The sequence below is a fragment of the Pseudoalteromonas sp. XMcav11-Q genome, from assembly GCF_040104525.1.
GTDB lineage: Bacteria > Pseudomonadota > Gammaproteobacteria > Enterobacterales > Alteromonadaceae > Pseudoalteromonas.
In genome coordinates, this window is record NZ_JBECOX010000003.1 from 246,771 (window position 1) to 269,418 (window position 22,648).

General features: G+C 43.4%; 22 protein-coding genes. 9 read left to right on the top strand and 13 right to left on the bottom strand.

Annotated features, from left to right (window positions below):
* Window positions 1-27: 27 nt before the first annotated feature.
* Window positions 28-912 (bottom strand): hypothetical protein, encoded by an 885-nt coding sequence (locus ABMY45_RS06665; RefSeq protein ID WP_206471834.1) that lies wholly within the window; start codon window positions 910-912, stop codon window positions 28-30.
* Between the two features lie 135 nt (window positions 913-1,047).
* On the opposite strand from ABMY45_RS06665, the gene ABMY45_RS06670 reads away from it, so the two are divergent.
* From ABMY45_RS06670 to yjjG, 3 genes are all read left to right on the top strand, one after another.
* The gene (locus ABMY45_RS06670; protein ID WP_010368692.1) at window positions 1,048-1,947 is read left to right on the top strand and encodes a phosphoribulokinase; all 900 of its coding nucleotides are present in this window, start codon (window positions 1,048-1,050) and stop codon (window positions 1,945-1,947) included.
* A 97-nt stretch (window positions 1,948-2,044) separates the two neighbouring features.
* Entirely contained in the window at window positions 2,045-2,578 is a 534-nt protein-coding gene (gene yjjX, locus ABMY45_RS06675; RefSeq protein WP_010605825.1) for an inosine/xanthosine triphosphatase, read from the top strand.
* On the top strand, window positions 2,578-3,255 hold the full coding sequence (gene yjjG, locus ABMY45_RS06680; protein ID WP_102056058.1) for a pyrimidine 5'-nucleotidase: 678 nt from the start codon (window positions 2,578-2,580) through the stop codon (window positions 3,253-3,255). The genes yjjX and yjjG overlap by 1 nt, the downstream gene beginning before the upstream one ends.
* Before the next feature lie 236 nt (window positions 3,256-3,491).
* Here the strand turns inward: yjjG and rlmB are convergent, their stop codons facing one another.
* The 5 genes from rlmB to ABMY45_RS06705 all read right to left on the bottom strand — a co-directional run bounded on the left by rlmB (window position 3,492) and on the right by ABMY45_RS06705 (window position 10,696).
* A complete protein-coding gene (gene rlmB, locus ABMY45_RS06685; RefSeq protein WP_102056057.1) occupies window positions 3,492-4,232 on the bottom strand; it encodes a 23S rRNA (guanosine(2251)-2'-O)-methyltransferase RlmB in 741 nt (246 codons plus the stop codon).
* 22 nt (window positions 4,233-4,254) lie between these two features.
* Complete coding sequence (gene rnr / locus ABMY45_RS06690) at window positions 4,255-6,744, bottom strand: ribonuclease R (protein WP_010368700.1); 2,490 nt, start codon at window positions 6,742-6,744, stop codon at window positions 4,255-4,257.
* A 79-nt stretch (window positions 6,745-6,823) separates the two neighbouring features.
* A complete protein-coding gene (locus ABMY45_RS06695) occupies window positions 6,824-9,013 on the bottom strand; it encodes an ATP-binding protein (RefSeq protein WP_227387509.1) in 2,190 nt (729 codons plus the stop codon).
* 103 nt (window positions 9,014-9,116) lie between these two features.
* On the bottom strand, window positions 9,117-9,719 hold the full coding sequence (locus ABMY45_RS06700) for a response regulator transcription factor (RefSeq protein WP_010605828.1): 603 nt from the start codon (window positions 9,717-9,719) through the stop codon (window positions 9,117-9,119).
* The gene (locus ABMY45_RS06705) at window positions 9,716-10,696 is read right to left on the bottom strand and encodes a sensor histidine kinase (RefSeq protein WP_227387510.1); all 981 of its coding nucleotides are present in this window, start codon (window positions 10,694-10,696) and stop codon (window positions 9,716-9,718) included. The genes ABMY45_RS06700 and ABMY45_RS06705 overlap by 4 nt, the downstream gene beginning before the upstream one ends.
* A gap of 246 nt (window positions 10,697-10,942) precedes the next feature.
* Between ABMY45_RS06705 and ABMY45_RS06710 the strand changes: the two genes are divergently transcribed.
* From ABMY45_RS06710 to ABMY45_RS06720, 3 genes are all read left to right on the top strand, one after another.
* Window positions 10,943-11,806 carry a DMT family transporter gene (locus ABMY45_RS06710; RefSeq protein WP_010605830.1) on the top strand — a complete coding sequence of 288 codons (864 nt, stop codon included), beginning with the start codon at window positions 10,943-10,945 and terminating at the stop codon, window positions 11,804-11,806.
* Window positions 11,803-12,525 (top strand): glycerophosphodiester phosphodiesterase family protein, encoded by a 723-nt coding sequence (locus tag ABMY45_RS06715; protein WP_102056053.1) that lies wholly within the window; start codon window positions 11,803-11,805, stop codon window positions 12,523-12,525. Before ABMY45_RS06710 ends, ABMY45_RS06715 begins: the two co-directional genes overlap by 4 nt.
* Window positions 12,526-12,618: 93 nt before the next feature.
* On the top strand, window positions 12,619-13,833 hold the full coding sequence (locus ABMY45_RS06720) for a methyl-accepting chemotaxis protein (protein ID WP_029215828.1): 1,215 nt from the start codon (window positions 12,619-12,621) through the stop codon (window positions 13,831-13,833).
* On the opposite strand, the gene epmA is transcribed toward ABMY45_RS06720, so the two are convergent.
* Both epmA and efp read right to left on the bottom strand, forming a co-directional pair.
* Entirely contained in the window at window positions 13,830-14,804 is a 975-nt protein-coding gene (gene epmA / locus ABMY45_RS06725) for an elongation factor P--(R)-beta-lysine ligase (RefSeq protein ID WP_206471830.1), read from the bottom strand. The two genes, ABMY45_RS06720 and epmA, sit on opposite strands and share 4 nt — an antisense overlap.
* 67 nt (window positions 14,805-14,871) lie before the next feature.
* A complete protein-coding gene (gene efp, locus ABMY45_RS06730) occupies window positions 14,872-15,438 on the bottom strand; it encodes an elongation factor P (protein ID WP_010605834.1) in 567 nt (188 codons plus the stop codon).
* 42 nt (window positions 15,439-15,480) lie between these two features.
* Between efp and epmB the strand changes: the two genes are divergently transcribed.
* Window positions 15,481-16,497 carry an EF-P beta-lysylation protein EpmB gene (gene epmB / locus ABMY45_RS06735; RefSeq protein ID WP_102056050.1) on the top strand — a complete coding sequence of 339 codons (1,017 nt, stop codon included), beginning with the start codon at window positions 15,481-15,483 and terminating at the stop codon, window positions 16,495-16,497.
* Between the two features lie 93 nt (window positions 16,498-16,590).
* Here the strand turns inward: epmB and ABMY45_RS06740 are convergent, their stop codons facing one another.
* Window positions 16,591-16,800 carry a hypothetical protein gene (locus ABMY45_RS06740; protein ID WP_010605836.1) on the bottom strand — a complete coding sequence of 70 codons (210 nt, stop codon included), beginning with the start codon at window positions 16,798-16,800 and terminating at the stop codon, window positions 16,591-16,593.
* A gap of 185 nt (window positions 16,801-16,985) precedes the next feature.
* Between ABMY45_RS06740 and ABMY45_RS06745 the strand changes: the two genes are divergently transcribed.
* Together ABMY45_RS06745 and gph are read left to right on the top strand one after the other, a co-directional pair.
* Window positions 16,986-17,279 (top strand): hypothetical protein, encoded by a 294-nt coding sequence (locus tag ABMY45_RS06745; protein ID WP_010605837.1) that lies wholly within the window; start codon window positions 16,986-16,988, stop codon window positions 17,277-17,279.
* 56 nt (window positions 17,280-17,335) lie between these two features.
* Window positions 17,336-17,995: a phosphoglycolate phosphatase gene (gph, locus tag ABMY45_RS06750; RefSeq protein ID WP_227387511.1), complete on the top strand. Its 660-nt coding sequence runs from the start codon at window positions 17,336-17,338 to the stop codon at window positions 17,993-17,995.
* Window positions 17,996-18,051: 56 nt separating this feature from the next.
* On the opposite strand, the gene ABMY45_RS06755 is transcribed toward gph, so the two are convergent.
* Genes ABMY45_RS06755 through ABMY45_RS06770 form a run of 4 tightly spaced genes read right to left on the bottom strand, consistent with a single transcriptional unit; the run spans window position 18,052 to window position 22,647 of the window.
* Window positions 18,052-18,846 (bottom strand): TauD/TfdA family dioxygenase, encoded by a 795-nt coding sequence (locus ABMY45_RS06755; RefSeq protein ID WP_010605839.1) that lies wholly within the window; start codon window positions 18,844-18,846, stop codon window positions 18,052-18,054.
* Window positions 18,846-19,826 (bottom strand): isocyanide synthase family protein, encoded by a 981-nt coding sequence (locus ABMY45_RS06760; protein ID WP_010605840.1) that lies wholly within the window; start codon window positions 19,824-19,826, stop codon window positions 18,846-18,848. The genes ABMY45_RS06755 and ABMY45_RS06760 overlap by 1 nt, the downstream gene beginning before the upstream one ends.
* A 16-nt stretch (window positions 19,827-19,842) precedes the next feature.
* Entirely contained in the window at window positions 19,843-21,459 is a 1,617-nt protein-coding gene (locus ABMY45_RS06765) for an NAD(P)/FAD-dependent oxidoreductase (RefSeq protein WP_206471829.1), read from the bottom strand.
* Between the two features lie 9 nt (window positions 21,460-21,468).
* A complete protein-coding gene (locus ABMY45_RS06770) occupies window positions 21,469-22,647 on the bottom strand; it encodes a hypothetical protein (protein ID WP_349288625.1) in 1,179 nt (392 codons plus the stop codon).
* Window position 22,648 lies beyond the last annotated feature (1 nt).

Consider the following 22,648-nt stretch of genomic DNA (forward strand, 5'->3'; position numbering starts at 1 on the left):
TCGAGCATTCTACTCAATTTGTTATTGTCAGTCTTGGCGGTAGCATACAAATGCCAGCTTGTTATCAAAAAAGCTCAAGCGAGAAATTGAAGTCTGACAGTAACTTCTTAAGTTTCTTAATAAGTGGACTTTTTTAGGCGCATTTAAATCCCGATAATAAATTTTATTATCTAGTGCATATGCCACTTTATTATCATCCAACCAGGTATAATCTTGCACTTGACTGGGAAGAGCAAAAAATCGCTGAATATGATCGCTCTCTCTGTGGTAAGTTGCGAACCACATTAAGCCATTGACTTGATATGTAAAAGCAAACACATCACGCGCACGGTTGTAAGACAAAGTTCGGCCAATATCTTCGGCAAGAATTTGTGGTAAATGGCCGTTAATATCTGTGTACTGTAAGGTATGCGGAGCACTCTCAGTCGCACCTAAAATAAACATAATCAGATCTTGGTTGCTCCCCCAAGCATGATACCCCACAGGTTCAATATGCTCAAAAACACGACTTGGTTTTGTAGCCTGATCAAACGGATAAAACCACAGTTTTTGCTTACCGGATCCCTCAACCACAATCGTCGTTAACCCTTTCCCATTCGGATGCAGTGTGGGTGAATACTCGGAGACAGGGGATTGCGTGAGGTTGGTTGTGTTTTGGCTTTGAAAGTCGTAAAAAAACAGATCCGTTTGGCTATTGCCATCAGCGCTTACTTCCCCAGTATAGAAAACCCCAGAATCAGTCACTAGTGGTTGATTAAAATATGCAGTGTTTTCGGTAATTGGTTTAGCACTGAAATGTTCACCTAATTCAGCTAGCCAAATTTGGCTTTTGGGCATGGCTGAATACGCAGGTAAACAGGACGCGAAAGCGAATAGACAAACTGCGAGCTTCACACGCATTGAAATGGGCATGGACGTTCCTTTGATTTTTCATTGTAGTTATATCACCCCGCTATGATACCCAACACTCGCCTTCAAGCAAAGCTTGCCAAAAACTTTGCTTCGCGTAACATCGAATTAACGGATGATGAAAGCTAAGGCAGATTTATGTCAGACAAACACCCTATTATCGCCATTACTGGTAGTTCAGGCGCAGGCACTACAACAACGACAAGCGCGATAAAACATATATTCCGCAGTCTTAATACCAAAGCCGCCTATGTCGAAGGCGATAGCTTTCATCGCTACACTCGCCCTGAAATGGATAAATTGCGTCGCGAAGCGCTGCAAGAAGGTAAGCACATTAGCTACTTTGGTGAAGAAGCCAATGACTTCGGCGCATTAGAAAGTCTGTTCAAAAGCTATGGCGAAACCGGCAATGGCAAAGTCCGTCGCTACCTTCATACGTTTGACGATGCCGTGCCATTTAATCAGCTACCGGGCACTTTTACTCCTTATCAAGAACTGGAACAAAACACCGATATGCTGTTTTATGAGGGGCTGCACGGTGGTGTCGTGACCCCCGAATATGATGTGGCCAGCAACGTTGATCTATTGATTGGCATGGTGCCTATCATCAACCTTGAGTGGATCCAAAAGCTCATTCGCGATACCAATGAGCGCGGCCACTCCAAAGAGGCGGTTATGACGTCAATTGTGCGCTCAATGGATGACTACATTAATCACATTACCCCCCAGTTTTCTCGCACGCATATTAACTTTCAACGCGTGCCCACCGTGGATACCTCTAACCCATTCAGTGCTAAAGACATACCCTCATTAGACGAAAGCTTTGTGGTTATTCGCTTTCGTGGCATCGAAGATGTTAATTTCCCTTACTACTTACAAATGATCGAAGGCAGCTTTATGTCTCGTGTAAACACGTTAGTTGTGCCGGGCGGGAAAATGGGGCTGGCGATGGAGTTGGTACTGACTCCACTTATCAAGGAATTATTAGTAAAGAAACGCGCCCTTGAGAATATGGCGCCAGTCGATTTACCGATTTAACCCAGCTTATGTTTTGATTAGGAATAATAGCTTCCTTGCATCGCTCCATATCACACTTTACACTGACGCCTTTTAGAGCATCACGAGTAGTTGTTATATGGACGTGCTTACCATTTTAGTGGGGTCTAAAAACCCAGTAAAAATCAATGCTGCAAAAACCATCTTTGCGCAGTACTTTCCCAATGCAAAAATTGACTGTCAGGGTATCTCAGCGCCGAGTCTCGTTGCGGATCAGCCTTTAGGTGAACAAGCCACCCGCGAAGGCGCAGAGAATCGTGTTACTTACTTACAGCAACATCATCAAGCCGATTTTTATTGTGCCATGGAAGGAGGCGCTGCCAAATTTGAATACGGTGCAGCTACTTTCGCTTATGTCGTCATTGCGGATAACCGTCGTACGAGTGTCGGCCGTAGTTGTAATTTGCCGCTACCGGCATCGGTCTACGCGCGTCTTGAACAAGGTGAAGAGCTAGGACATGTAATGGACGACCTGTTCAATACCACTAATATCAAGCAACAAGGCGGTGCTATCGGTTTGCTAACCAACCATCTTGCCACCAGAGAGAGTAGCTACACGCAAGCCTTATTACTCGCAATGGCACCCTTTAATCACCCCGAGATGTATTTATAATGCCGAACTATACACATATTTTATTTGATGCTGACGAAACCTTATTTAGCTTTAATGCCAAATTTGGATTACAAACGCTGTTTACTCAATATGACGTTGTGTTCACTGACGAGGACTACGAAGAATATAACAGCTTAAATGCGCCACTTTGGGTGCAGTATCAAAATGGTGAGATTGACGCAAAAACACTTCAGGTAACGCGCTTTAGTCGCTGGGCTGAAAAACTCGATATCGCGCCTGAAGTACTCAATGCGGGATTCTTGGCCGCGATGGCAGAAATTTGCCAACCGTTACCGGGAGCTAAAGCCTTGCTCGACAGCCTGAAAGGCCAATGTACTTTGGCTATTATTACCAATGGATTTGCCGCGCTTCAGCAAAAGCGCTTAGAGCACACAGGCCTTGTGGATCGTTTTTCTGAAGTGGTGATCTCTGAGTTGGTGGGTAAAGCTAAGCCAGATCCGAGTATTTTTGCGCATACGTTAGCACTGTTAGGGAACCCCGACAAATCCAAAGTATTAATGGTTGGCGACACACCAGCAAGTGACATTCTAGGCGCAAACCGCTTTGGGATTGATAGCTGTTGGTTAAAGCATGATGGCAAAGTCTGCCCTGACCATATCAAGCCAACCTATACCGTAGAATCTCTTAAAGAGTTGCAAGCGATTTTAATGGGGTAATGCCCTGTACAATTGTGTGGGAATAAGCTGACCTGTCGGGTTTTAAAAGCTCGCCGAATAAATCGGCTCCTACCAAAGGTAGACCTGAGTGGAAGCAAGTTTACCTTGCGGATCATTAAAAGCTCGCCGAATAAATCGGCTCCTACCAAAGGGTAAATCTGAGTAGGAGCAAGTTTACCTTGCGAGCTCTTAAAACTTTTGAAGATGCGCCGTGAAAGCCGGCGCTTATTAAGTGATTAAAGTGCTGAGCGCTGTCTTAACACTTCAAATAGACAAACACCGGTCGCAACCGATACATTTAAGCTAGACACGCTACCTACCATCGGGATCTTAACCAGCTCATCGCAATGCTCTCGAGTTAAACGGCGCATGCCATCGCCTTCGGCGCCCATTACAATGGCCATAGGCCCAGTCAGGTTTGCATCAAAAACAGCTGTATCGGTTTCACCTGCCGTACCTACAACCCACACACCGGCTTCTTTAATATCACGCAACGTGCGAGCAAGATTGGTTACTTGGATAAGCGGAACCGTTTCTGCAGCGCCACACGCAACTTTTCTTGCAGTGCCGTTTAGCTTTGCAGACTTATCCTTTGGTACGATCACACCATGTACACCTGCTGCATCAGCACTACGCAGACATGCACCTAAGTTATGCGGATCCGTTACCCCATCAAGCACCAAGAAAAATGGTGTGGTTTCTCTTTGAATGATCTCATCAAGATCTTTTTCATTGTATCCACGCGCCGCTTTAACATTGGCAATAATGCCCTGATGTTGCTCACCATTCGCTTTGTTATCAAGCGCTTTACGCTGCATAAACTGCACTGAAATACCAAACTTACGGGCATCGTTTACGACTTGATTTAAACGCTGATCTTCACGTCCCTTTAGTGCATAAATTTCTAAAAAGCGCTCCGGCGCGTTATTCAAAATGGCTTCGATTGAATGAAAGCCAAAAATTAATTCGTTACTCACGTTAAAGCTCCCGCTTTATAATCTATTGCGCTTTTTTGCTACGATTTCTTTCGTTTTTACCCGGGCGTTTTGCTTTGCCCTTTGCCGCTTTGGCTTTTTTACTCGTCGATTTTTTCTTCGACTTCAGCGTGCCTGCCTTTTTCGCCTGTTTGAGCTCACCCTTAGGGGTCGTTCTTTTGCGCTTTTTGGCTTTGTCATCGCCTTTATTATCTTTGTCGCGACCAGACGTTTCACCGTCACGGCGCTTAGCTCCCGGGATTTTACCCGTTTTTAGCTGCTCACGAACACTACTTGCTGTGCTTTTTGGCGATTTTCGACGCCTTGCATACCTGTCTTGCTGACCTTCTTCAGCCAAAGCTAAGTTGATACGACGATCGTCCAAGCTAACTGAAGCAACCACAACAGTAAGTTTATCGCCGAGTCTAAACACTGTGCGACTATGCTCGCCAATCAAACATTGCTTTGCACCATCAAAATGGAAGTACTCATGCCCTAAATTGCTAACATGGATCATCCCGTCAATCTGTAGATCGTCCAACCTCACAAATAATCCAAAGTTGGTGACTGATGAGATCACACCGGTAAATTCATCGCCAACATGATCTTGCATAAATTCACATTTAAGCCAATCAGCAACTTCTCGAGTAGCGTCATCAGCGCGGCGCTCTGTCATCGAGCACTGCTCACCCAGTTGTTTCACTTCATCTTCATTGTAGATGTAAGCGCCACTCACGGGCTGTTGTTGCTGCTGTAAAATGCCTTTGATTGCGCGGTGTACCACCAGATCCGGATAACGGCGAATTGGTGAGGTAAAGTGTGCATAGGCTTTTAATGCCAAACCAAAGTGGCCAATATTTTCAGGCTGATATACTGCTTGCTTCATTGAGCGCAGTAACATGGTCTGGATCAATTCTTTTTCAGGGCGATCTCCCAATGACTCAAGCGCTTGGGTCAACTCCTCTGGCGACGGATCGTTAGGTAATTGACTTTCGATACCCAAGTCTTGCAAGAATTGTCTAAACTGGCTCAATCTTTCAGGGTCTGGCTCATCATGAACACGGTACAAGCTATGGGCTTCATGTTTTTCCAACAGCTTTGCTGCTGACACATTAGCCAAGATCATGCACTCTTCAATCAGCTTGTGGGCGTCGTTACGAACCACAGGCACGATAGAGTCAATTTTTCGATGGGCATTAAATACAAAGCGTGTTTCTAGGGTTTCAAACTCAATCGCGCCACGCTCCTGCCTTGCAGCCTTCAGCGCCATATACATGTTATGGAGCTCGGTCAGATGAGGCACAAGAGGCTGATAATCCGCTCTGAGCTTTTCGTCACCTTGTAAAATCGCATGGACTTTGGTGTAAGTAAGACGAGCATGAGAGTTCATCACGGCTTCGTAAAAACGGTAGCCAGACAAACGACCCGCTTCGGACACGGTCATTTCCGCAACCATACACAAGCGGTCTACCTTAGGATTCAATGAACATAGACCGTTTGATAGCACCTTAGGTAGCATTGGCACAACTTGCTCAGGAAAATACACTGAGTTACCACGCTCAATCGCTTCTTTGTCAAGCGCAGTGCCTTTGCCGACATAATGAGATACATCCGCAATAGCAACCCATAAACGCCAACCACCTGACTTTTTACGCTCGCAATATACGGCGTCATCAAAGTCACGTGCGTCTTCACCGTCAATGGTCACTAACGGTAAGTCGCGCAGGTCGACACGGCCTTGTTTGGCAGACTCTTCTACAAACTCACCAAGATTTGCAACTTGTGCTTCTACTTCACTTGGCCACTCATGAGGAATGTCATGATTGCGAAGTGCCACCTCAATTTCCATACCCGGTGCCATATGATCGCCGAGCACCTCAAGTACTTTACCCATTGCATTCATTTGTTTGCTAGGGCTTTGAGTGATCTCTACCTGCACCATTTGATTATGGCGAGCACCATTTTCTTGGCCAGGTACGATGATGATATCTTGAGTAATGCGAGGATCTTCTGGCACCACGACTGCCATGCCAAACTCAACAAAATAACGACCGACGACTGGCGCACGCTCTTTTTCAAGTACCCGCACAATGCGCGCTTCCACCTTACCACCTGAGCCTCGGCTGCCAGCCTTTGCTAACACCCAATCGCCATGTAGCACGCGCTCCATTTGATACTTAGTGATAAACCAATCTTTGGGTTCGCCTTCGACTTCTAAAAAGCCAAAGCCGTCACGGTGTCCAACAACGCGGCCTTTGACTAGACCATCATCACTTGGAATGGTGTAACACTTAAATTTATTGAAGTGCAGTTGACCGTCTCGCTCCATTGCGCGCAAGCGGCGTTTAAGCGCAATTTGACGTTCTTCGTCTTGCACTTTTAAATCGTTACACAATTGAGAGAAAGAAGGTGGTTTGGCCGCGCTTTTAATGTGTTCTAAGATAAATTCGCGACTAGGTACTGGATTGTCGTATTTTTGCTGTTCTCTATCGAGATAGGGATCCTGTTTTGGCATTACTGTCTTGTTAAATAAGCTATGCTGTTATTTTAACCCAAAATAGCCTAATGACCTAGGCCAAGATCGATGAATCTTTTTATGCAGATAGATTAACCACTGAATTTGATGTCGATTCCAACGTTGCAATTTGGGCGTGAAGCTCTAATAAACGCTCAACTGAGCGTCTAGCAACCATAGCAAGACCGTCCCAATCGACTTGCTCTTCAGAGTAACTCAGCTGTACTGTTGCTGCTTGAACAAGCTCTGCAAAATTCACCATGCCGAGCTCTAGAGCTTCATTTTCAATGTAGGCTAGTTTATCAATGGCTAAATCTGTTACATTTAACTCTGTGAGCCCTTTAATTTGCGCAATCTCATATTCAAACCTGTCTGCTAAATACATCAATTTCGTCGCCAACACGCCTGAACTTTCACGGTTTGCGAGATCCATAAATCTTGATTGATCAATCAAAGTCTTACATTCCAAGCGAGATGTTGTTTTTACAGTCGCACATTCCAGTGCCGCATATAAACGGCTTGGCATGATAGGCTTAGTTAAACAGTCCTGCATGCCAGCTCGGAGGCATTGTCTTTTCAATTCAGGATCGCCATCACCCGTTAACGCTATCACCTTAACGCTGGAGGTAAAGCCAATTTCGTTGAAGCCTTCTTTAAACCACTCAAGACCATTACCATCTGGCAGTCGCATGTCTAACAGAACAATATCGAAATTGTGTTCTAATAGTGCGACTTCCGCTTCTGCAAGGCACTTAGCAATAGAAAACTCGCTCACCATATCGTTTAAATAAGTGCTGATCACGTCAATATTCATGAGGTTATCTTCAACAACAAGCACATTGAGTGCTAGCTTCTCTGTATTAAACTCCGTGTTCTGTAACGGTGAATCACTACACTGGCAATCTAACTCAAAGCTAAACACAGTGCCATTGCCAAGCTTGCTGTCGACGTTAAGCTCAGAGTCTAGCCCTTGCAGCAGTTGCTTGCATAACGCCAACCCAAATCCTGAACTTTGCGAGATGGATTGTTCAGTATTTAATGTGACAAAGGGCTCGAAGATCTTTTCCATTTGTACTTCAGTCAGTCCTTTGCCCGTATCCTTAATTGCAAAACGGATAGTTTGCTTATCCTCAGCGCGATTTGTGCCTTCCAGGATCAGCGTAATAATGCCTTTATCTGTGTACTTAATCGCGTTCGAAAGCAGATTTCTGAGTACCAAAGACAATGTATCTTGCTCAACGACATGAACGTCCTGTGGATACAGACCTTTAACCTCGACCCTCAAACTCAACCCTTTAGCCAATGCCAGCGGCTGTAAAAGGCGAACTAACTCTTGCGAAAGACTATAAAGCGAGACAGGCACGCGATTTTGCGCGGCATATTCCCCTTTCGCTTGCAATAATACTTGATTGGCTAAGTCTGACATCGACATCGCGGCGTGGACGATAACATCGCATAATTGAGCATGGCGATTGGGCTCACGCGGCACTTTTTTAAGTGATTCTGCGTGACCAACAATGGCGTTTAGTGGTGTTCTCAGTTCATGACTTAATAACGTTAAAAACTGTCCTTTTACTTGCGCTGACTGCTCAGCAGCAGTTTTTAACAGGCATAGTTCTTTTTCACGACGACTGCTACATAACAGGCATAAAGAAAAACACAACAGCAGCGGCATCGTACTCACTGAAACTGCAAAAAACTGGTTAACCCAATTTGCCGAAACCAGGCTATCTGTCACCGAGTAGCCGCCAAGCATGACCACTCTAAAAGTAAACACGGCCAATAAGCTCAAGCACGATAGGCCAAACGCCCAATGTGCCGCACTAAACTGTTGTGATAATAATTTATGGCCTTTATTTAACGCTCGCAGGCAGTAAATCATCGCCATCGCCCAGACTAGGTAGTTGATCCCGACACGAGCTATAAAATTAAAATCCACGTACAAAAAGTAAGTAAAACTTGGAATACCCAATGCGGCTAATACATACCAAGGCATGTAATTGCTTTTCACACTAAAAAACGCATCAACACCACGAGCCAGATAAAAAAGTCCAAATGCGATAGTAAGATTGGGAATAAAAATTGAGAACGTAATGGGAAGTGTATAGGCGGCCAACAGGCCACACCCAATTGCGGTAAGCGCAATGAAAACAAGCCAATCTCGAGTGCCTGGTAGGCCTTTATTAATAAACCAGTTTACGGCCATAAAAACTGTACAAACCACAGTCGTTATTGCGGTAACTTGAATAAGTAATTTAGGATCCATCATTACACTCAAAATTAATACATTATTATTACTTGGCGGATGGTGCAGTATATTACCGCACTGCATTATTTTGAAGTATTAACTGGATATATGCTATTACACCGAGTTACAGCCATCCTTTTTGCTTAGCAATTCTTGCTGCATCTACTCGATTTGTCGCATGTAATTTCGCGATAGCGTCGGATAAATAATTCCTTACCGTTCCCTCGCTCAAAAATAGCTGTCCTGCGATTTCAGCAGTTTTTAGTCCTTCACTGGCCAAACGCAACGCTTTTCGCTCCTTATCAGTAAGCGGGTCAGCATCCTCCAAAGCGTACAGAGCAAGCTCTGGGTCAATAACCTTATATCCGTTCATTACCTTTTTCAGCGTTGATAGCAAGTACTCACTTGGTGCTTCTTTTAATACAAAGCCATTTACCCCTAAAGTGATCGCGCGACGAATATAACCCGCCTTAGAAAAGGTCGTCATGATAACTACTTTTGTGTCTGGCATTTTTTGTTGTAAGTGCTGAGCAAGCTCAAGCCCAGTGACTTGTGGCATTTCAATATCCGTTAGCACGATATCAGGCGTTAACTTTGCTAACTTTTCCTTTGCAACTTGACCGTTTTCAGCCTCGCCAACCACCTCAATCTCTCTATCTAAGCTCAATAATGCCGCAATAGCTCCTCTTACTAATGCTTGATCTTCAACAATAAAAACTTTGATCATCCTGCTTCCCCTAGTACCGCCTTAAAGTATCCGCCCTGTTCGGTGTTATAAAATAATTGGCCACCACATTCTTTCAATCGGGTACGGATCCCCATTAAACCATTTCCTTCTTTTATGGACTTTATAGAGCCATTATCTTTAATTTCTACAAAGACATTATTGTCAGTTTGTCGTAGTGTGAAGCAAACCTTATCTGCGTCGCTGTGACGAATAATGTTGGTGCATATCTCTTTAGCAAAAAAGCACAAACAGGCTTCGCTTACTTTATCTAAAGTGACCGCCTGCAATTCTAGCGTTACGGCAATGCCCTTATCTTTTAGCCTCGATGCCAAAATGTGCAGCTGAGCATCAAGCGCTAGCTGATGGTAGCCGGTGACGGCTTGGCGCACTTCGCTTAGTGCTTCTCTCGCTAAGTCTGCAACCTGCTGCGCTTCTGATTGCGCTTGCTCTAATGCATTTGCAGCTGCAAATTTACTCGCCAGCTCTGCTTTTAATGCTATCGAGCTGAGTGAATGACCAAGTAAATCATGTAGGTCACGTGCAATACGCTCACGCTCAGCCACGGCGCCTAGCCGCTTAATCTCTTCTTCACTTTGCCTCTGCAACTCTTGATGTACTCGCTCTCGGTGTGACATCCAACCAAAAATAAAGAGTCCACATGCCACGCACAGTGCAGGCATCAAGAAATAAACCGTTTGCTGGGTCGCGATAAATTTAGCCGTTAGCAATACCAGCACTATGATGACCAGCATCGCAATGATTTTATAACGAGGCAGAAAATTAAAACCGCAGAAAAAAGCAATAAAGCCAAATAATGAACTCGTCCCAGTCGTCACCCAACTACCTGCGACACAAAGCCCTGCCATCACTACTAAATTCATCACCAACGCATTGCCCGTTTTTGTAATACTCTGCCAATAGAGCAAGACAAAACTAAGGTACACAACAACTTGCAACGCAATATTAACTGCGCTCAATTGCGCCCAGCTAAATATTAACGGGAAAAAGTAAAAGGTTGAAAATATAAGGGGTCCGGCATTCCAAAATGAGCGCCGTTTCTCTACTAGGGTAAATTCTGTGGTAATGGACACAAGCTTCTCTGGTTCACTCTTTTTATTATTATTTACGTTTAAGCGCAGAATGTTGAGTGACAAGTGTCAACAATCTTGTCATCTCAAAGCGATTAAATGATAGACTGCTAAAAAACAGTTCTAATATTCGATATGCGCCCACAACAATCCGCTTTGCTCTCGCTTCATAGTGCCGTTTTATTATTTGGTGGAACAGCATTATTTTCAAAATTAATTTCACTCTCAGCATTGGATATCACCGTTTACCGTACCGCCGTTGCTTTCGTTGTGCTACTACTGTTACTCAAAATACAACGGCAGCCGATAAAATTAATACACAAAAAAGATTATCTAACGGCTTTAGTTCTCGGTGTCATCGTGGGACTTCATTGGGTGACTTACTTTGCAGGCATGCAAATGGCGGGAATTGCAGTTGGGATCATTGCCTTTTTCACCTACCCCGTTATCACCGTTTTTTTAGAGCCGCTCTTCACTCGCAACCGTGTACAGCTAAAAGATTTTATCAGTGCGAGCGCGGTGCTATTTGGTATCTATCTGTTAGTACCAGAAGCGAACCTTGGCAACCAAGTTACCTTAGGGATTATTACGGGCGTATTCTCGGGCGCACTCTTTGCGCTACGCAACTTGCTCCAAAAGCGCTTCTTTTCTCACTATAGCGGCCCACACACGATGCTTTATCAAACGCTTGTTGCATGCCTCATGCTGTTAGCATTTGTGGAAGTGCCAATTCAACAAGTTTCCACAGAAAACCTCTGGTTAATCTTGCTTGCAGGAGCAATATTTACAGCAATTCCACACGCCTTGTTTGCCTCTAGCCTACGTTATTTATCTGCCACCACTGCAGGGTTAATTTCTTGTTTACAACCATTGTATGGAACGCTATTAGCTTATATTCTGTTACACGAGACGTTGACACTTACAACATTACTTGGCGGGTTGTTGGTAGTTAGTGCAGCCTGTTTTGAAACTTGGTCTATTACAAGGAAAAAAGCATGATTCAAGTCTTAGCGCACCGTGGAGCCAGTGGCAGCTATCCGGAAAACACACTTGCTGCAATAGAAGCAGCTCTCCATATTGGCGTTGATGGTATTGAGTTGGATGTGCAAAGTTGCGCGGATGATTACGCCATTATCCACGACACTTGGCTAGACAGGACCACCAATGGCGTGGGTAGAGTTAATGAACAAACTCAAGCCTACCTTGCCACGCTTGATGCCGGTAAAGGACAATCAATTCCAACCTTGCAGCAAGTGTTTGCCACCATAGGCAAACAGACAGATATCAATTTAGAACTGAAGCATACCTTTGGCCTAGATAAATTCGTTACCTATATTGAAGATCATATCCAGCAAGGCGTGATCACCAGAGAGCAGCTACTCATCTCCTCTTTTGACCATCATCAACTATTGTGGCTAAAGCAAAAATTACCTTGGGTAAGAATTGGCGCGTTAACCGCTTCGATCCCAATTCATTATGCGCAATTTGCCGAATCGCTCCATGCCTACAGCATTCATATGGACAAAAACTTTATTAATCATGAATATGTGTTGGACGCAAAATCTCGCGGATTAAAGGTATTTGCTTATACGGTCGATAAACAACAAGACATAGATATGATGCTAAATTTCGGGGTGGATGGTATTTTCACTAACTTTCCATGCCAAACCAAAATGTATTTACAGGGCATTGGCGCTTACGCCACCCCAATTGAGTAACTGCTTGATCGCTTTAGCATTGTTATTCCATTTAGCTCATCTATACTGAGACAAATAAAGTGGCACAATGATGAGCCCAATATGAGTTTATATATGCGCATTTATAATTTTTTAGAAGAGACGTTTTTCTTTACCCTAACACGCAAAATTATTGGCAATTTAGGTTTTTTACTTCTCTTTCAAGCAATTAGTTTATTTTGGCTGTATTCGGAGCTATCCCAATCTGGCGCGAATATGGGGCTGTTTTGGCTGATCACTATTGTGATTATTGCTGCGTTTGCATTTACCGTCTTTTATATGCGCTTTTTAATCGTGCGACCTGTACAAGCGATGAAAGAGTCACTGGAACGTGTTAACCGCCAAGACGGTAACCTAGATGCAAAGCTGCCACAATTCACTTATGACGAATTTAGAGATTTAAGCGAGCAGTACAACGCCTTTACCACCCACCTTAGTGTCCTTTTGGAAAAAACATATGAAAGTGCTGCTGCGGCAACACAAAGCAACCGCGATATCACCAATTCCATGCAAAGTACCGCAAAGTATGGACAGCAGCAGCTGAGCCAAGGTGACACAATTATTGCAGCTTCCGATCAGGTCAGCCACAGTTTACAAAGTATTGTGCACAATACCGATCAGGTTTATCAGGCCAATACCGAAAGCTTGCATTTTGTTCGCGGTTCATCACAGTCGTTAACTAAGCTTGTCGCTGAAGTAAAACAAATCACCACGCTACTAGGTAACTTTTCATCGACGGTTTCAGGCCTAAAAGAAAATAGTGAGAATATTCGCAACATTCTAAAAATGGTTGAAGAGTTTTCCGACCAAACCAACTTGCTTGCGCTCAATGCGGCAATTGAAGCAGCTCGAGCAGGTGAAGCCGGACGTGGCTTTGCAGTGGTTGCCGATGAAGTTCGTGCGCTGTCGGTCAAGGTCAATGCGGCCACCCGCCAGATCAGCGATTTTATCAATCAAATGAACGTGCTTGTCGGTGAAACCAATCAAGAATCAGAGCAATTGATTTCTCATTCAAGCTCAGCAGAGAAAGCCATCAGTGATACCTCTCAAGGCTTTATTTCGATGAGTGATGACTTTGAACGCAATCAAGCACAATTAGAAGAAATCGTTAGTGCGGTACACCAACTTGAAGAAACACAAAAACATACCCACCAAGCAGTGCAACAAATTGTCGAACTGGGTCAGCAGTCTAAATCACAAATTGATGGCGCGTTAGCTGAATGCCAAAGTGCCCAAAAGCTCACAGAAACCACTCAAAAAGAGCTTACTCGTTTTGTTTCGCGGCGCTAAGCTCGCGAAACATCAAATGTGAGCACTTCGCTTATGCTAGCTTTGTTTAGCGCCAGCATGACTAGCCTATCTACTCCCAGTGCAACGCCAGCACAATCGGGGATGCCTGCGTCAAGTGCAGCCAATAACCGCTCATCGGCCGGCACAGGATGCAATCCCATCTCAGCTCTGAGTTGGTTATCTTGCTCAAAACGCGCTCTTTGCTCTACCGCATCCGTCAATTCATTAAATCCGTTAGCCAGTTCCATGTTGCGATAATAGAGCTCAAAACGCCCTGCAACGCGATTGTCTTTCGGGTTAAGTTTTGCCAGCGCCGCTTGCGATGCCGGAAAGTGATAAACAAAACAAGGTTTCTGCAGACCTATTTTAGGCTCAATTTCCATGCAAAATAGCAATTGCAGTAAAGTATCTGGATTATTCTCGATAGCTGCAATATCACCATAACCATATTTGTTGGCGTGCGCTTTTAATTCCGTCAGCGACACGCTTAAAGGGTCAAATCCAAGGTATGTCTCAAAGGCTTGTTGGTAAGTCATCGAATCACTAGCAGGACAGTCCAATAACATCTGCATCAACTCATCGATTTCCGCCATTAAGTCAAATTCGTCAAAGCCCGGACGATACCACTCTAACATCGTAAATTCTGGATTGTGATGACGTCCTGACTCTTCATTACGAAAAGCCTTACACAATTGAAAAATCGCACCACTGCCGGCGGCTAGTAGCCTTTTCATCGCGTACTCAGGTGACGTTTGTAAAAATAAAGGCAAACCTTGGCTGTGATTTGGGCCAACAAATCGAGTATGGAAAGTATCTAAGTGAGGATCGGTCACTGAGGCTTGAGAAAGGCTCGGCGTGTCGACTTCCATCACGTCACGAGCCGCAAAAAAGTGCCGTATCTTCGCTAAAATTGCAGCCCTTTGCCTAAGCGTGTCTATCGTTGCACTCGGCTGCCAATTGTTCACCGTCATTGTTTACTCCAAAAAAATCCCAGCAACATGCTGGGATTTATAAAACATCGTAAATTGCTTTACGCTATTATTTTACGCGGCTTACGTATTCGCCACTACGCGTATCAACTTTGATCACTTCACCAATTTGAACGAACAAAGGAACACGAACAACAGCACCTGTGCTTAGGGTTGCAGGCTTACCACCAGTACCCGCAGTGTCGCCTTTCAGGCCTGGATCGGTTTCAGTGATCTCAAGTTCAACAAAGTTAGGAGGTGTTACTGCGATTGGATTACCATTCCACAGTGTGATAGTACAAACGTCATTTTCAACCAGCCATTTTACGCTATCACCCACTGCTTTTTCATCAGCTGCGATCTGCTCAAATGTTTCGTTGTTCATGAAATGCCAGAACTCACCATCAGTGTATAAATACGCTAGATCAGTGTCCATTACGTCTGCGCCTTCCACTGAGTCGCCAGACTTAAAGGTTTTCTCTAGTACTTTACCTGAGATAAGCTTACGGATTTTAACGCGGTTAAACGCTTGTCCTTTACCAGGCTTGACCATTTCATTTTCTAAGATAGAACAAGGCTCGCCGTCCATCATAATTTTTAGGCCGCCCTTGAACTCGTTGGTGCTATAATTCGCCATCGTATCCTCTAATCTACGTATATTCGAGTAATTAACCTGCTAATGATACAAATAAATGAAGTAAATTTGCAGACTAACTGGCAAAAAGAATTAGCAAATGTTGTCACTGACCCACAAGAGCTACTCAACATCTTGGGGTTGCATGACCAATTTGATGCACGAGACTTTGCAGCTAAGCGCTTGTTTCCTATGCGAGTACCTCGCCCATTTATCGCTAAAATGCGCCACGGAGATCGTCATGATCCCTTGCTTTTACAAGTGTTACCTGTACATCAGGAATATTTAACTGAAGCGGGATTTAGTAAAGATCCACTCGAAGAACAAGACGCACCTGTACCTGGTTTGTTACATAAGTACCGCTCTAGGGTATTACTCATGCTCAAAACCGGTTGTGCGGTCAACTGCCGCTACTGTTTTCGACGCCACTTCCCCTATCAGGATAATCAGGTCAACAAACGCACCTTAGAGCCTGTATTTGATTATTTGCGCGCCCATCATGAAATCAATGAGGTGATCTTAAGTGGCGGTGATCCGCTGATGGCCAAAGATGACATGATAGCTTGGGTGCTAAAGCAATTAGAGGCTATACCACAAATCAAACGTTTACGTATTCACAGCCGCTTACCGGTAGTGATCCCAGCGAGAGTAACCGAGGAATTGTGCCAACGTTTAGCAAACAGTCATTTAAAGGTGATTTTGGTAAATCACATTAATCATGCAAATGAAATCGATGATACTTTTAAAGCGGCAATGCAAAAACTTAAACAAGCCAATGTGACCTTGCTAAACCAAGCAGTGCTACTTAAAGGAATTAATAACGATGTTGCGGCTCAGGCCCAATTGAGTGAAGCCCTATTCGATGCAGATATACTGCCTTATTATTTGCATTTACTCGATAAGGTAGAAGGCGCTAGTCATTTTGATGTAGAAGAGCGTGAAGCCAAGGCGATAATGGCTGAACTTTTAGAAGTGCTACCGGGATTCTTGGTGCCTAAATTGGTGCGAGAAATAGGTGGTCAGCCAAGTAAAACGCCGATTGACTTAAATTTACTAGACTAAAATAGCAAAAAATCGGTGCTAATGACCCTAGCACCGATTGCTTTGCACATATCTATCGGACATGCCGAAGACAACGTGCCATCAGACATAAGCTTACGCGTATGTATTGATGTTGTTGCCTAGCGTTGCTGTCACTGATTTCGCTGGCGTTTGTGCTGCTGCACTGCTGCCCGCAGATTCAATTAAAGCAAGTGCGGCTTGTCCATCTGCTTGCTGTTGCTTCTTTGCCAATGCAGCGCTGTACACTTCACCACTTTGGCTCGCTCCAGACATAGCAGGTAGGTTACTTCCGGAAATATTCATAAGTGATTACCTGACTTTTTGATGGATCAAATTGGTTATCGGCGTATAAATTTAAACCTTTAGGATAAATTACGAGATAAGTTTCCAATTCCTTTGTACTACTTATAAAAGGGTAGATTTACACCTGACATTTGTAAATGAAACCCTTAAAATAAGCCCTTTTAGTAGGGCGATTAGGACTGACCATGCAAGCCGTTATCGAAAAACTCAATGAAAATCTCAAGATCATATACCGCCAAGCACTAGATGCGGATAAAAAACTCGATGAATTGCAGCAGCAAGGTCACGGTAAGTTTAAAGCACTATTTACAGAAGAAGCGGGGTTTACGTTTGAAGCCAAGCGCTTTAAACCTTATGTTTTGGATGTTGCAGCCGACGTTGAAGGTCTATCGACGACTGAAGAAATTGACGAGCAAAAACTTGCACTTGTTGTGAAAAAGCTACAGAGCCTATTACAACTACTCGCTACCTTTAAATAATTTATCAATTCAGGTTCTGTTGTTTGGGGCCTCTGTAATGTACAAGGAATGAAATCATGTTTACATACCCGACTTGGGTTGGCTTTGATTTAGACGGTACTTTAGTAAGTACCGCTGAAGATATCACCTACGCTTTAAACACGACATTAAACCATTACTATTTGCCGGATATTGAACTTGCCCTTGTTAAAACTTGGATTGGCAATGGTACAACTAAGCTGACTGAACGTGCGTTAGACTTCCATAACAATACCAATATTGACAGAGCCGAAGCGACTCGTTTACTTGAAACCATTTACGATGACTGTGTTACACGCTCATCCAGTTTATTCTCTAATGCAAAAACTACACTGCAGAGTTTACATCAGCAAAGAATTAAACTCGCTTTAGTCACCAACAAGAATACTTCACATACTCATAAGTTATTAGAGCACTTAGAAATTAAAGCTATGTTTGACACAATTGTGTGTGCTGACACTTTGAAAAAGAAAAAGCCAGATCCACTGCCTTTATACACCTCTGTAAATAATATGAATTGCGAAGTACAAGATGGGTTTTATGTCGGTGACTCCATCAACGATGTGACAACTGCACGAAATGCAGGTTGTAAAGTTGTTACCGTTGACTATGGCTATAATCATGGCAATCCAATTTCACAAAGTGAGCCTGACGCCATTATCAGTGATTTATCGGAAGTATTAGCACTATTCAATTAGTAATCTTAGATAAAAAAGCTCACATCCATGTGAGCTATGAGAAAGTAAATACATTACTATAGAATATGAACCCGTTTTAGATGACGATTTAAGCCGCTTCCTTCAAAGCGACTGCGTCCATGTAATAAAGCTAGATTATCCACAAACACAAACTCGCCTTTCCTCCAACTATGTTTATAAAAGTAGTTCGACGAGTAAAGTAACGAGTTCATTTCTTTCAAAAAGACGTCACTTTGATAAGTATCAAAACCTATCACCTGTGCCTCAACTGGATTCACTGCCATATTATCTTTATTGAAAGGTTCAATATAACGCATGCGAGGCTTGCCTGTCTTAGGGTGACGGCTTATTAAAGGAACTTCAATCACCCCTCCATAGTGGGCTTTCTTTTCCGTTTCATAACGGATCCGAATTTGCTTCCATTGCTCAATGGTATCGTTCGGTAGACTTTCTAGTAACCGTGTTGTATTCAAAAATGTAGTCTCTCCACCACCGGAGCTGGAACTACTCTGCAAGCATTGAAAGAAGTTAAACCTTGGCTCTTCTGAGGCGAATGCTCCGTCCCAGTGCAGCTCTACCTTACCCTCACTGAAAATATGATTTTGCGGTTGCTCTTGTATTTTTAAATCAAGTACATAACCGAAGTCCCACTGTAAAAGCGGACCGATCTCTTTAGCTACTAACTCCATATCAGTATCATTGAGGGGCTCAAATCCTTTGAGCACAACCAGTCCTTGAGAAAATATTTCATCGATCAATGACGCAATATTAAGACGCTCAACTCGTTGACAAGCCATAGAAGTTGCATCAATGACAACTCCAACGCTATCCAAGGCTTTAATTGTATCCATCACTCCGCTCCTCGATGAATACGCTCAAAATGGCTTGCACGGCCTTCGTTGAACACCAATACACAACCTAACTTCTCAGCTTGTTCACGCGGCATGAGTTGATAACTTGTATTATCTTTCACCAATACTGAATGCCATGGCGTTGTCCAGACATCAGTTTGTGAAACTAAAGAAATACCAATTTTTTCAGACACTAAGTATTGAGGGTGAATTGATAGGCGTAACGCTTCAGGTAAGTGATCTTTCAACAATCGACTCCATGCATTACTCCTTTGGATCACTCGGTAGGCAGCTGTTTTAGCAACTTTTTGCAACGCTGTGCGGCTATAATCCGAAAACTTTTCAATGCCAGAGAAATCCTCCAACATAAAGCGTGTTATGCCTTTATACATCGTGGACGCTTCTTTTTCATTTTTCACTCGTTGACGTAAGTCTGACAAGCTCTCTCCGTAGCGGATCATCAGCTCTTCACGAAGTACAGTAAAGTCATCAACTTTGTCAAATACATCTTCTAAATTAAAGAATTCAAAATAGTTAGGGTAATGACGAGCCGCGTATTGGCGTAGTGTATTTACGTACTGACTGACATGTGAATCCGTGACATGAATGATATCGGCAAAAACACGACCATCAGAACAAATTGTTACTTTTGCACCCGGTTCATAAATAGATTCAATCTGTTTACAGAGATTGACTAAGCGTTCAAATGCATAGAACTCCCCTTTATCAGGCAAGAAACCCAGTGTTTTCGTTCTATTTGGTGACTTTGCAGGGAAAGCTGGCAATACCATATTAATAGGTTCGTTATTTGCGATGAATTGCTCGACTCTCTCCACATGCCCCGCGATCTGCTCAGTGAATGGTGCGTTATCTTCTATAGGTAACAAACGGCGTTGCTCAAAAATTAGTGAAATAATATCTTCTGCTAACGACTGTATTTGACAATCCTGGATGCGGTGTTTAATAGCTAAATTTTCCATTTTCTTTGCCTAATTATTATATGTGAAAAAGCTGCATAGCATGGGTAAGTGATAATTTATCTTCGATAGCAGCTTGAACTACCATCGGCATTTTTTCTTCGTCAAAGTCGACCTTTTGAATTTCACATAAGCTACGTAAAAACCCCTGATAGGTGACTTCCAAAAGTGCATGATCTAACTCTGCAATCGCCGCATCGTCTAACATTGCACCTCTTGTATGTGCGTGTTTCATACGTTGTCGCGTGAGTTCAATATCGAAAAAGTGTCCACGATTGTAGCGGTATTCATACCCTTTGATTAATTGAATAAACTCATCTTTTAATACGTGAATTCGTGCAATCGCAGCATTTTCTATCATCGCGATAGCTTTTTGATTAACTTCGTCTTGACTCATTCCATGCTGGCTTGGGCAATAACCATAACGACGAGACATAGAGGACGGTAAAATAAAACCAAACCAATGCATTAGTAATGCTTCAAAATGCGTTTTATGTACTTCATAACTACCATGGTAGTTACCTGTAATGTGCAACATAAAACTCTCATACCAAGAAAGAAGGTACGCATTGAATGCCTTTGTTTTACCAGCAAACACTTCTGCATCTTCGGCGATATCCGCCTCAATAAGCTCGCCAATCATGCGGTTAGCATCGGTTAGGTAAGCAGAACCTGGTGATAACAAGGGATCTAAAAAGGCTGATGACATTCCAGTTAAGAACCAGCGTTCTGTAGAAAAGGATTGCTTTGCCTTTCTAGATAGTCGCTTCATCGAGGTGTAATCTAATAATTCAGCGTGCTGTCCTAGAATTTCATTGAGTGCTTGATGAGAGCGTAAAAACTGCTCAAATTCTTCAGCTGAACGAATATTTAAATTCACTTCATTATTTTTAGCAGTAATCCCTATGCTAAAGGTGTCTTGATTCAATGGAATTAACCAAATCCAATATCCTTTATACATAAAGTGATTGGTAGCCAGTGCTCTACTCGTAAAGTTCGATCGAGCACGCCACTCATCACTTCCAAGGTGATCAATCAGCTCAATATGCTTAAACCTTCCCCAGTATGAACTCACAGGGTGGCGATCATTTTGTGATTCAATTAATCCAAGCTGTTTACCCAACGGTGAATTAAAGCCAGATGCATCAACTAAATAACGACAAGTATAAGTGCTACCACTGCTGGTAACGACAGTGTGTCCTTGCTGCGCATCGAGACTAATTTCATTAACTGTAGTGCCCATTACAACATCGACACCTAGTTCACGATTGAACTGCACCATATCGTTATCAAACTTTTCGCGGTCAATTTGATGCGCAGGGATGCCATGATACCAACTACGCCCAAGCTCACTCAGTTCTTCCACACTTAAATCGCGGTTATCACTATCAAAGTAAAAACGCAGCCCATGTTTGTATAGGTGGTTTGTTTCAAGATAAAAACCAAGCTTTAAATCGTTTGCCATGTAGTCCCAAAAAGACTCCAGTGTCGACTCTCCAACCCAACTATTAAACGCCTGCTTTCTCTCTATAACCGTAATTTTCATATCTGGATGAGCCAATTTTAGTTGTCTTGCCAAGCAAGCCCCCGCCATTGAACCACCAATAATCAATACATCTGCGTATTGGCTTACCATAATTTCTCCTTAAAGGTAGTAAGTCAGCCTAAGTTCTATAAAATCATCATCTTTAAACCCGTAGGTCGCATCACGCTGGGTTTGCTCTAAAAACAAGTTTGCTTCAAGCGCTAGACTCAAGTGACTGGAGAGCCTAGTCGAAAATTCGGTTTTAATGGTGTGAGCCCCAGTATCGTTATCGATTAAGACCCCAGTAATCATGCTCGTATCATCAACATCATTCCACGCGAGTCGCATGCCAATAAATGCCGCATCTTGATAGAGACGATTTAGATTCACCTGTTCTTCGGTATCTCTATGTAACTCCATGAGTAAACTGAGATCTTTGTTGGAATTGGCGATGCCGTAAAAGTAGTATTCGGCACCGACTACATAAGCCCAGCTTTTCCCTCCCATTTGGTGATGGCGATGTACCGCTTCAACCTTCCCAAGCAGGTACTCAGACGTCCACTGTAAGTCCAATGCTGTTTGTTGAAGGCGCCGATAAATGGCATCGAACTCTTGATTATCATTAGGGCGTATAACGGGCTCCCTGTCGATGCCGTCGAAGTAGTAAGTTCCGACATCCCAATCACCTAGCACACCGCGATAACCTAATAAGTAGCTACCTCTATAATTAGCATCTCGGCCTACAAATTGCTCATCGGTCACAGCTAGTGGCAACGACAAGCGGTCATCAGGAAGGCCGAAATCACGCTCACGAAAATAAGGTAAAGACATGGCAAACCAATGACCATTATCAGTAAAATGCTGATAATGGAGTAGTAATTCTCCAAGCTTAGCCTCGTTATCTAAATTTCGTGTCGGCTGCTTTTGATTGACGATATCAACCAAATGACGAGACTCTGCAACTCCCCAAAAAACAGTATTTACACCAACATTCAACTGTCCTTGAGAGAAAGAACGAGTGATATATGCTTCTTGAATGTCGAATGCCCTTATCCCCTCATTTTTCGCTGCACTCAATACAGGTTTAAGCCCTCCGCTTAAACCTATCTTTGGGTTTTCAAAATCCAGCTCCCACATCAATTTAGCATCGAACTCTCGGTCAAGTTGTGAGGCTCTCATCGGAGAGCCATTATACTGCCGAGTGCTAAGGTCAATGCTGGTGCTACTTTGCCATTCCATCTCAGCTTTCGCATACGGAATGCAAGATAGCACAACAGCAAGCATCGCCTTGAGTCGCATA

Bases quoted from the DNA above. Each gene is read 5' to 3' on its own strand.
- ABMY45_RS06665 (WP_206471834.1), bottom strand. From the start codon at position 912: ATGCCCATTTCAATGCGTGTGAAGCTCGCAGTTTGTCTATTCGCTTTC.
- ABMY45_RS06670 (WP_010368692.1), top strand. From the start codon at position 1,048: ATGTCAGACAAACACCCTATTATCGCCATTACTGGTAGTTCAGGCGCA.
- yjjX (WP_010605825.1), top strand. From the start codon at position 2,045: ATGGACGTGCTTACCATTTTAGTGGGGTCTAAAAACCCAGTAAAAATC.
- yjjG (WP_102056058.1), top strand. From the start codon at position 2,578: ATGCCGAACTATACACATATTTTATTTGATGCTGACGAAACCTTATTT.
- rnr (WP_010368700.1), bottom strand. From the start codon at position 6,744: ATGCCAAAACAGGATCCCTATCTCGATAGAGAACAGCAAAAATACGAC.
- ABMY45_RS06695 (WP_227387509.1), bottom strand. From the start codon at position 9,013: ATGATGGATCCTAAATTACTTATTCAAGTTACCGCAATAACGACTGTG.
- ABMY45_RS06700 (WP_010605828.1), bottom strand. From the start codon at position 9,719: ATGATCAAAGTTTTTATTGTTGAAGATCAAGCATTAGTAAGAGGAGCT.
- ABMY45_RS06710 (WP_010605830.1), top strand. From the start codon at position 10,943: ATGCGCCCACAACAATCCGCTTTGCTCTCGCTTCATAGTGCCGTTTTA.
- ABMY45_RS06715 (WP_102056053.1), top strand. From the start codon at position 11,803: ATGATTCAAGTCTTAGCGCACCGTGGAGCCAGTGGCAGCTATCCGGAA.
- ABMY45_RS06720 (WP_029215828.1), top strand. From the start codon at position 12,619: ATGCGCATTTATAATTTTTTAGAAGAGACGTTTTTCTTTACCCTAACA.
- epmA (WP_206471830.1), bottom strand. From the start codon at position 14,804: ATGACGGTGAACAATTGGCAGCCGAGTGCAACGATAGACACGCTTAGG.
- efp (WP_010605834.1), bottom strand. From the start codon at position 15,438: ATGGCGAATTATAGCACCAACGAGTTCAAGGGCGGCCTAAAAATTATG.
- epmB (WP_102056050.1), top strand. From the start codon at position 15,481: ATGATACAAATAAATGAAGTAAATTTGCAGACTAACTGGCAAAAAGAA.
- ABMY45_RS06740 (WP_010605836.1), bottom strand. From the start codon at position 16,800: ATGAATATTTCCGGAAGTAACCTACCTGCTATGTCTGGAGCGAGCCAA.
- ABMY45_RS06745 (WP_010605837.1), top strand. From the start codon at position 16,986: ATGCAAGCCGTTATCGAAAAACTCAATGAAAATCTCAAGATCATATAC.
- gph (WP_227387511.1), top strand. From the start codon at position 17,336: ATGTTTACATACCCGACTTGGGTTGGCTTTGATTTAGACGGTACTTTA.
- ABMY45_RS06755 (WP_010605839.1), bottom strand. From the start codon at position 18,846: ATGGATACAATTAAAGCCTTGGATAGCGTTGGAGTTGTCATTGATGCA.
- ABMY45_RS06760 (WP_010605840.1), bottom strand. From the start codon at position 19,826: ATGGAAAATTTAGCTATTAAACACCGCATCCAGGATTGTCAAATACAG.
- ABMY45_RS06765 (WP_206471829.1), bottom strand. From the start codon at position 21,459: ATGGTAAGCCAATACGCAGATGTATTGATTATTGGTGGTTCAATGGCG.
- ABMY45_RS06770 (WP_349288625.1), bottom strand. From the start codon at position 22,647: ATGCGACTCAAGGCGATGCTTGCTGTTGTGCTATCTTGCATTCCGTAT.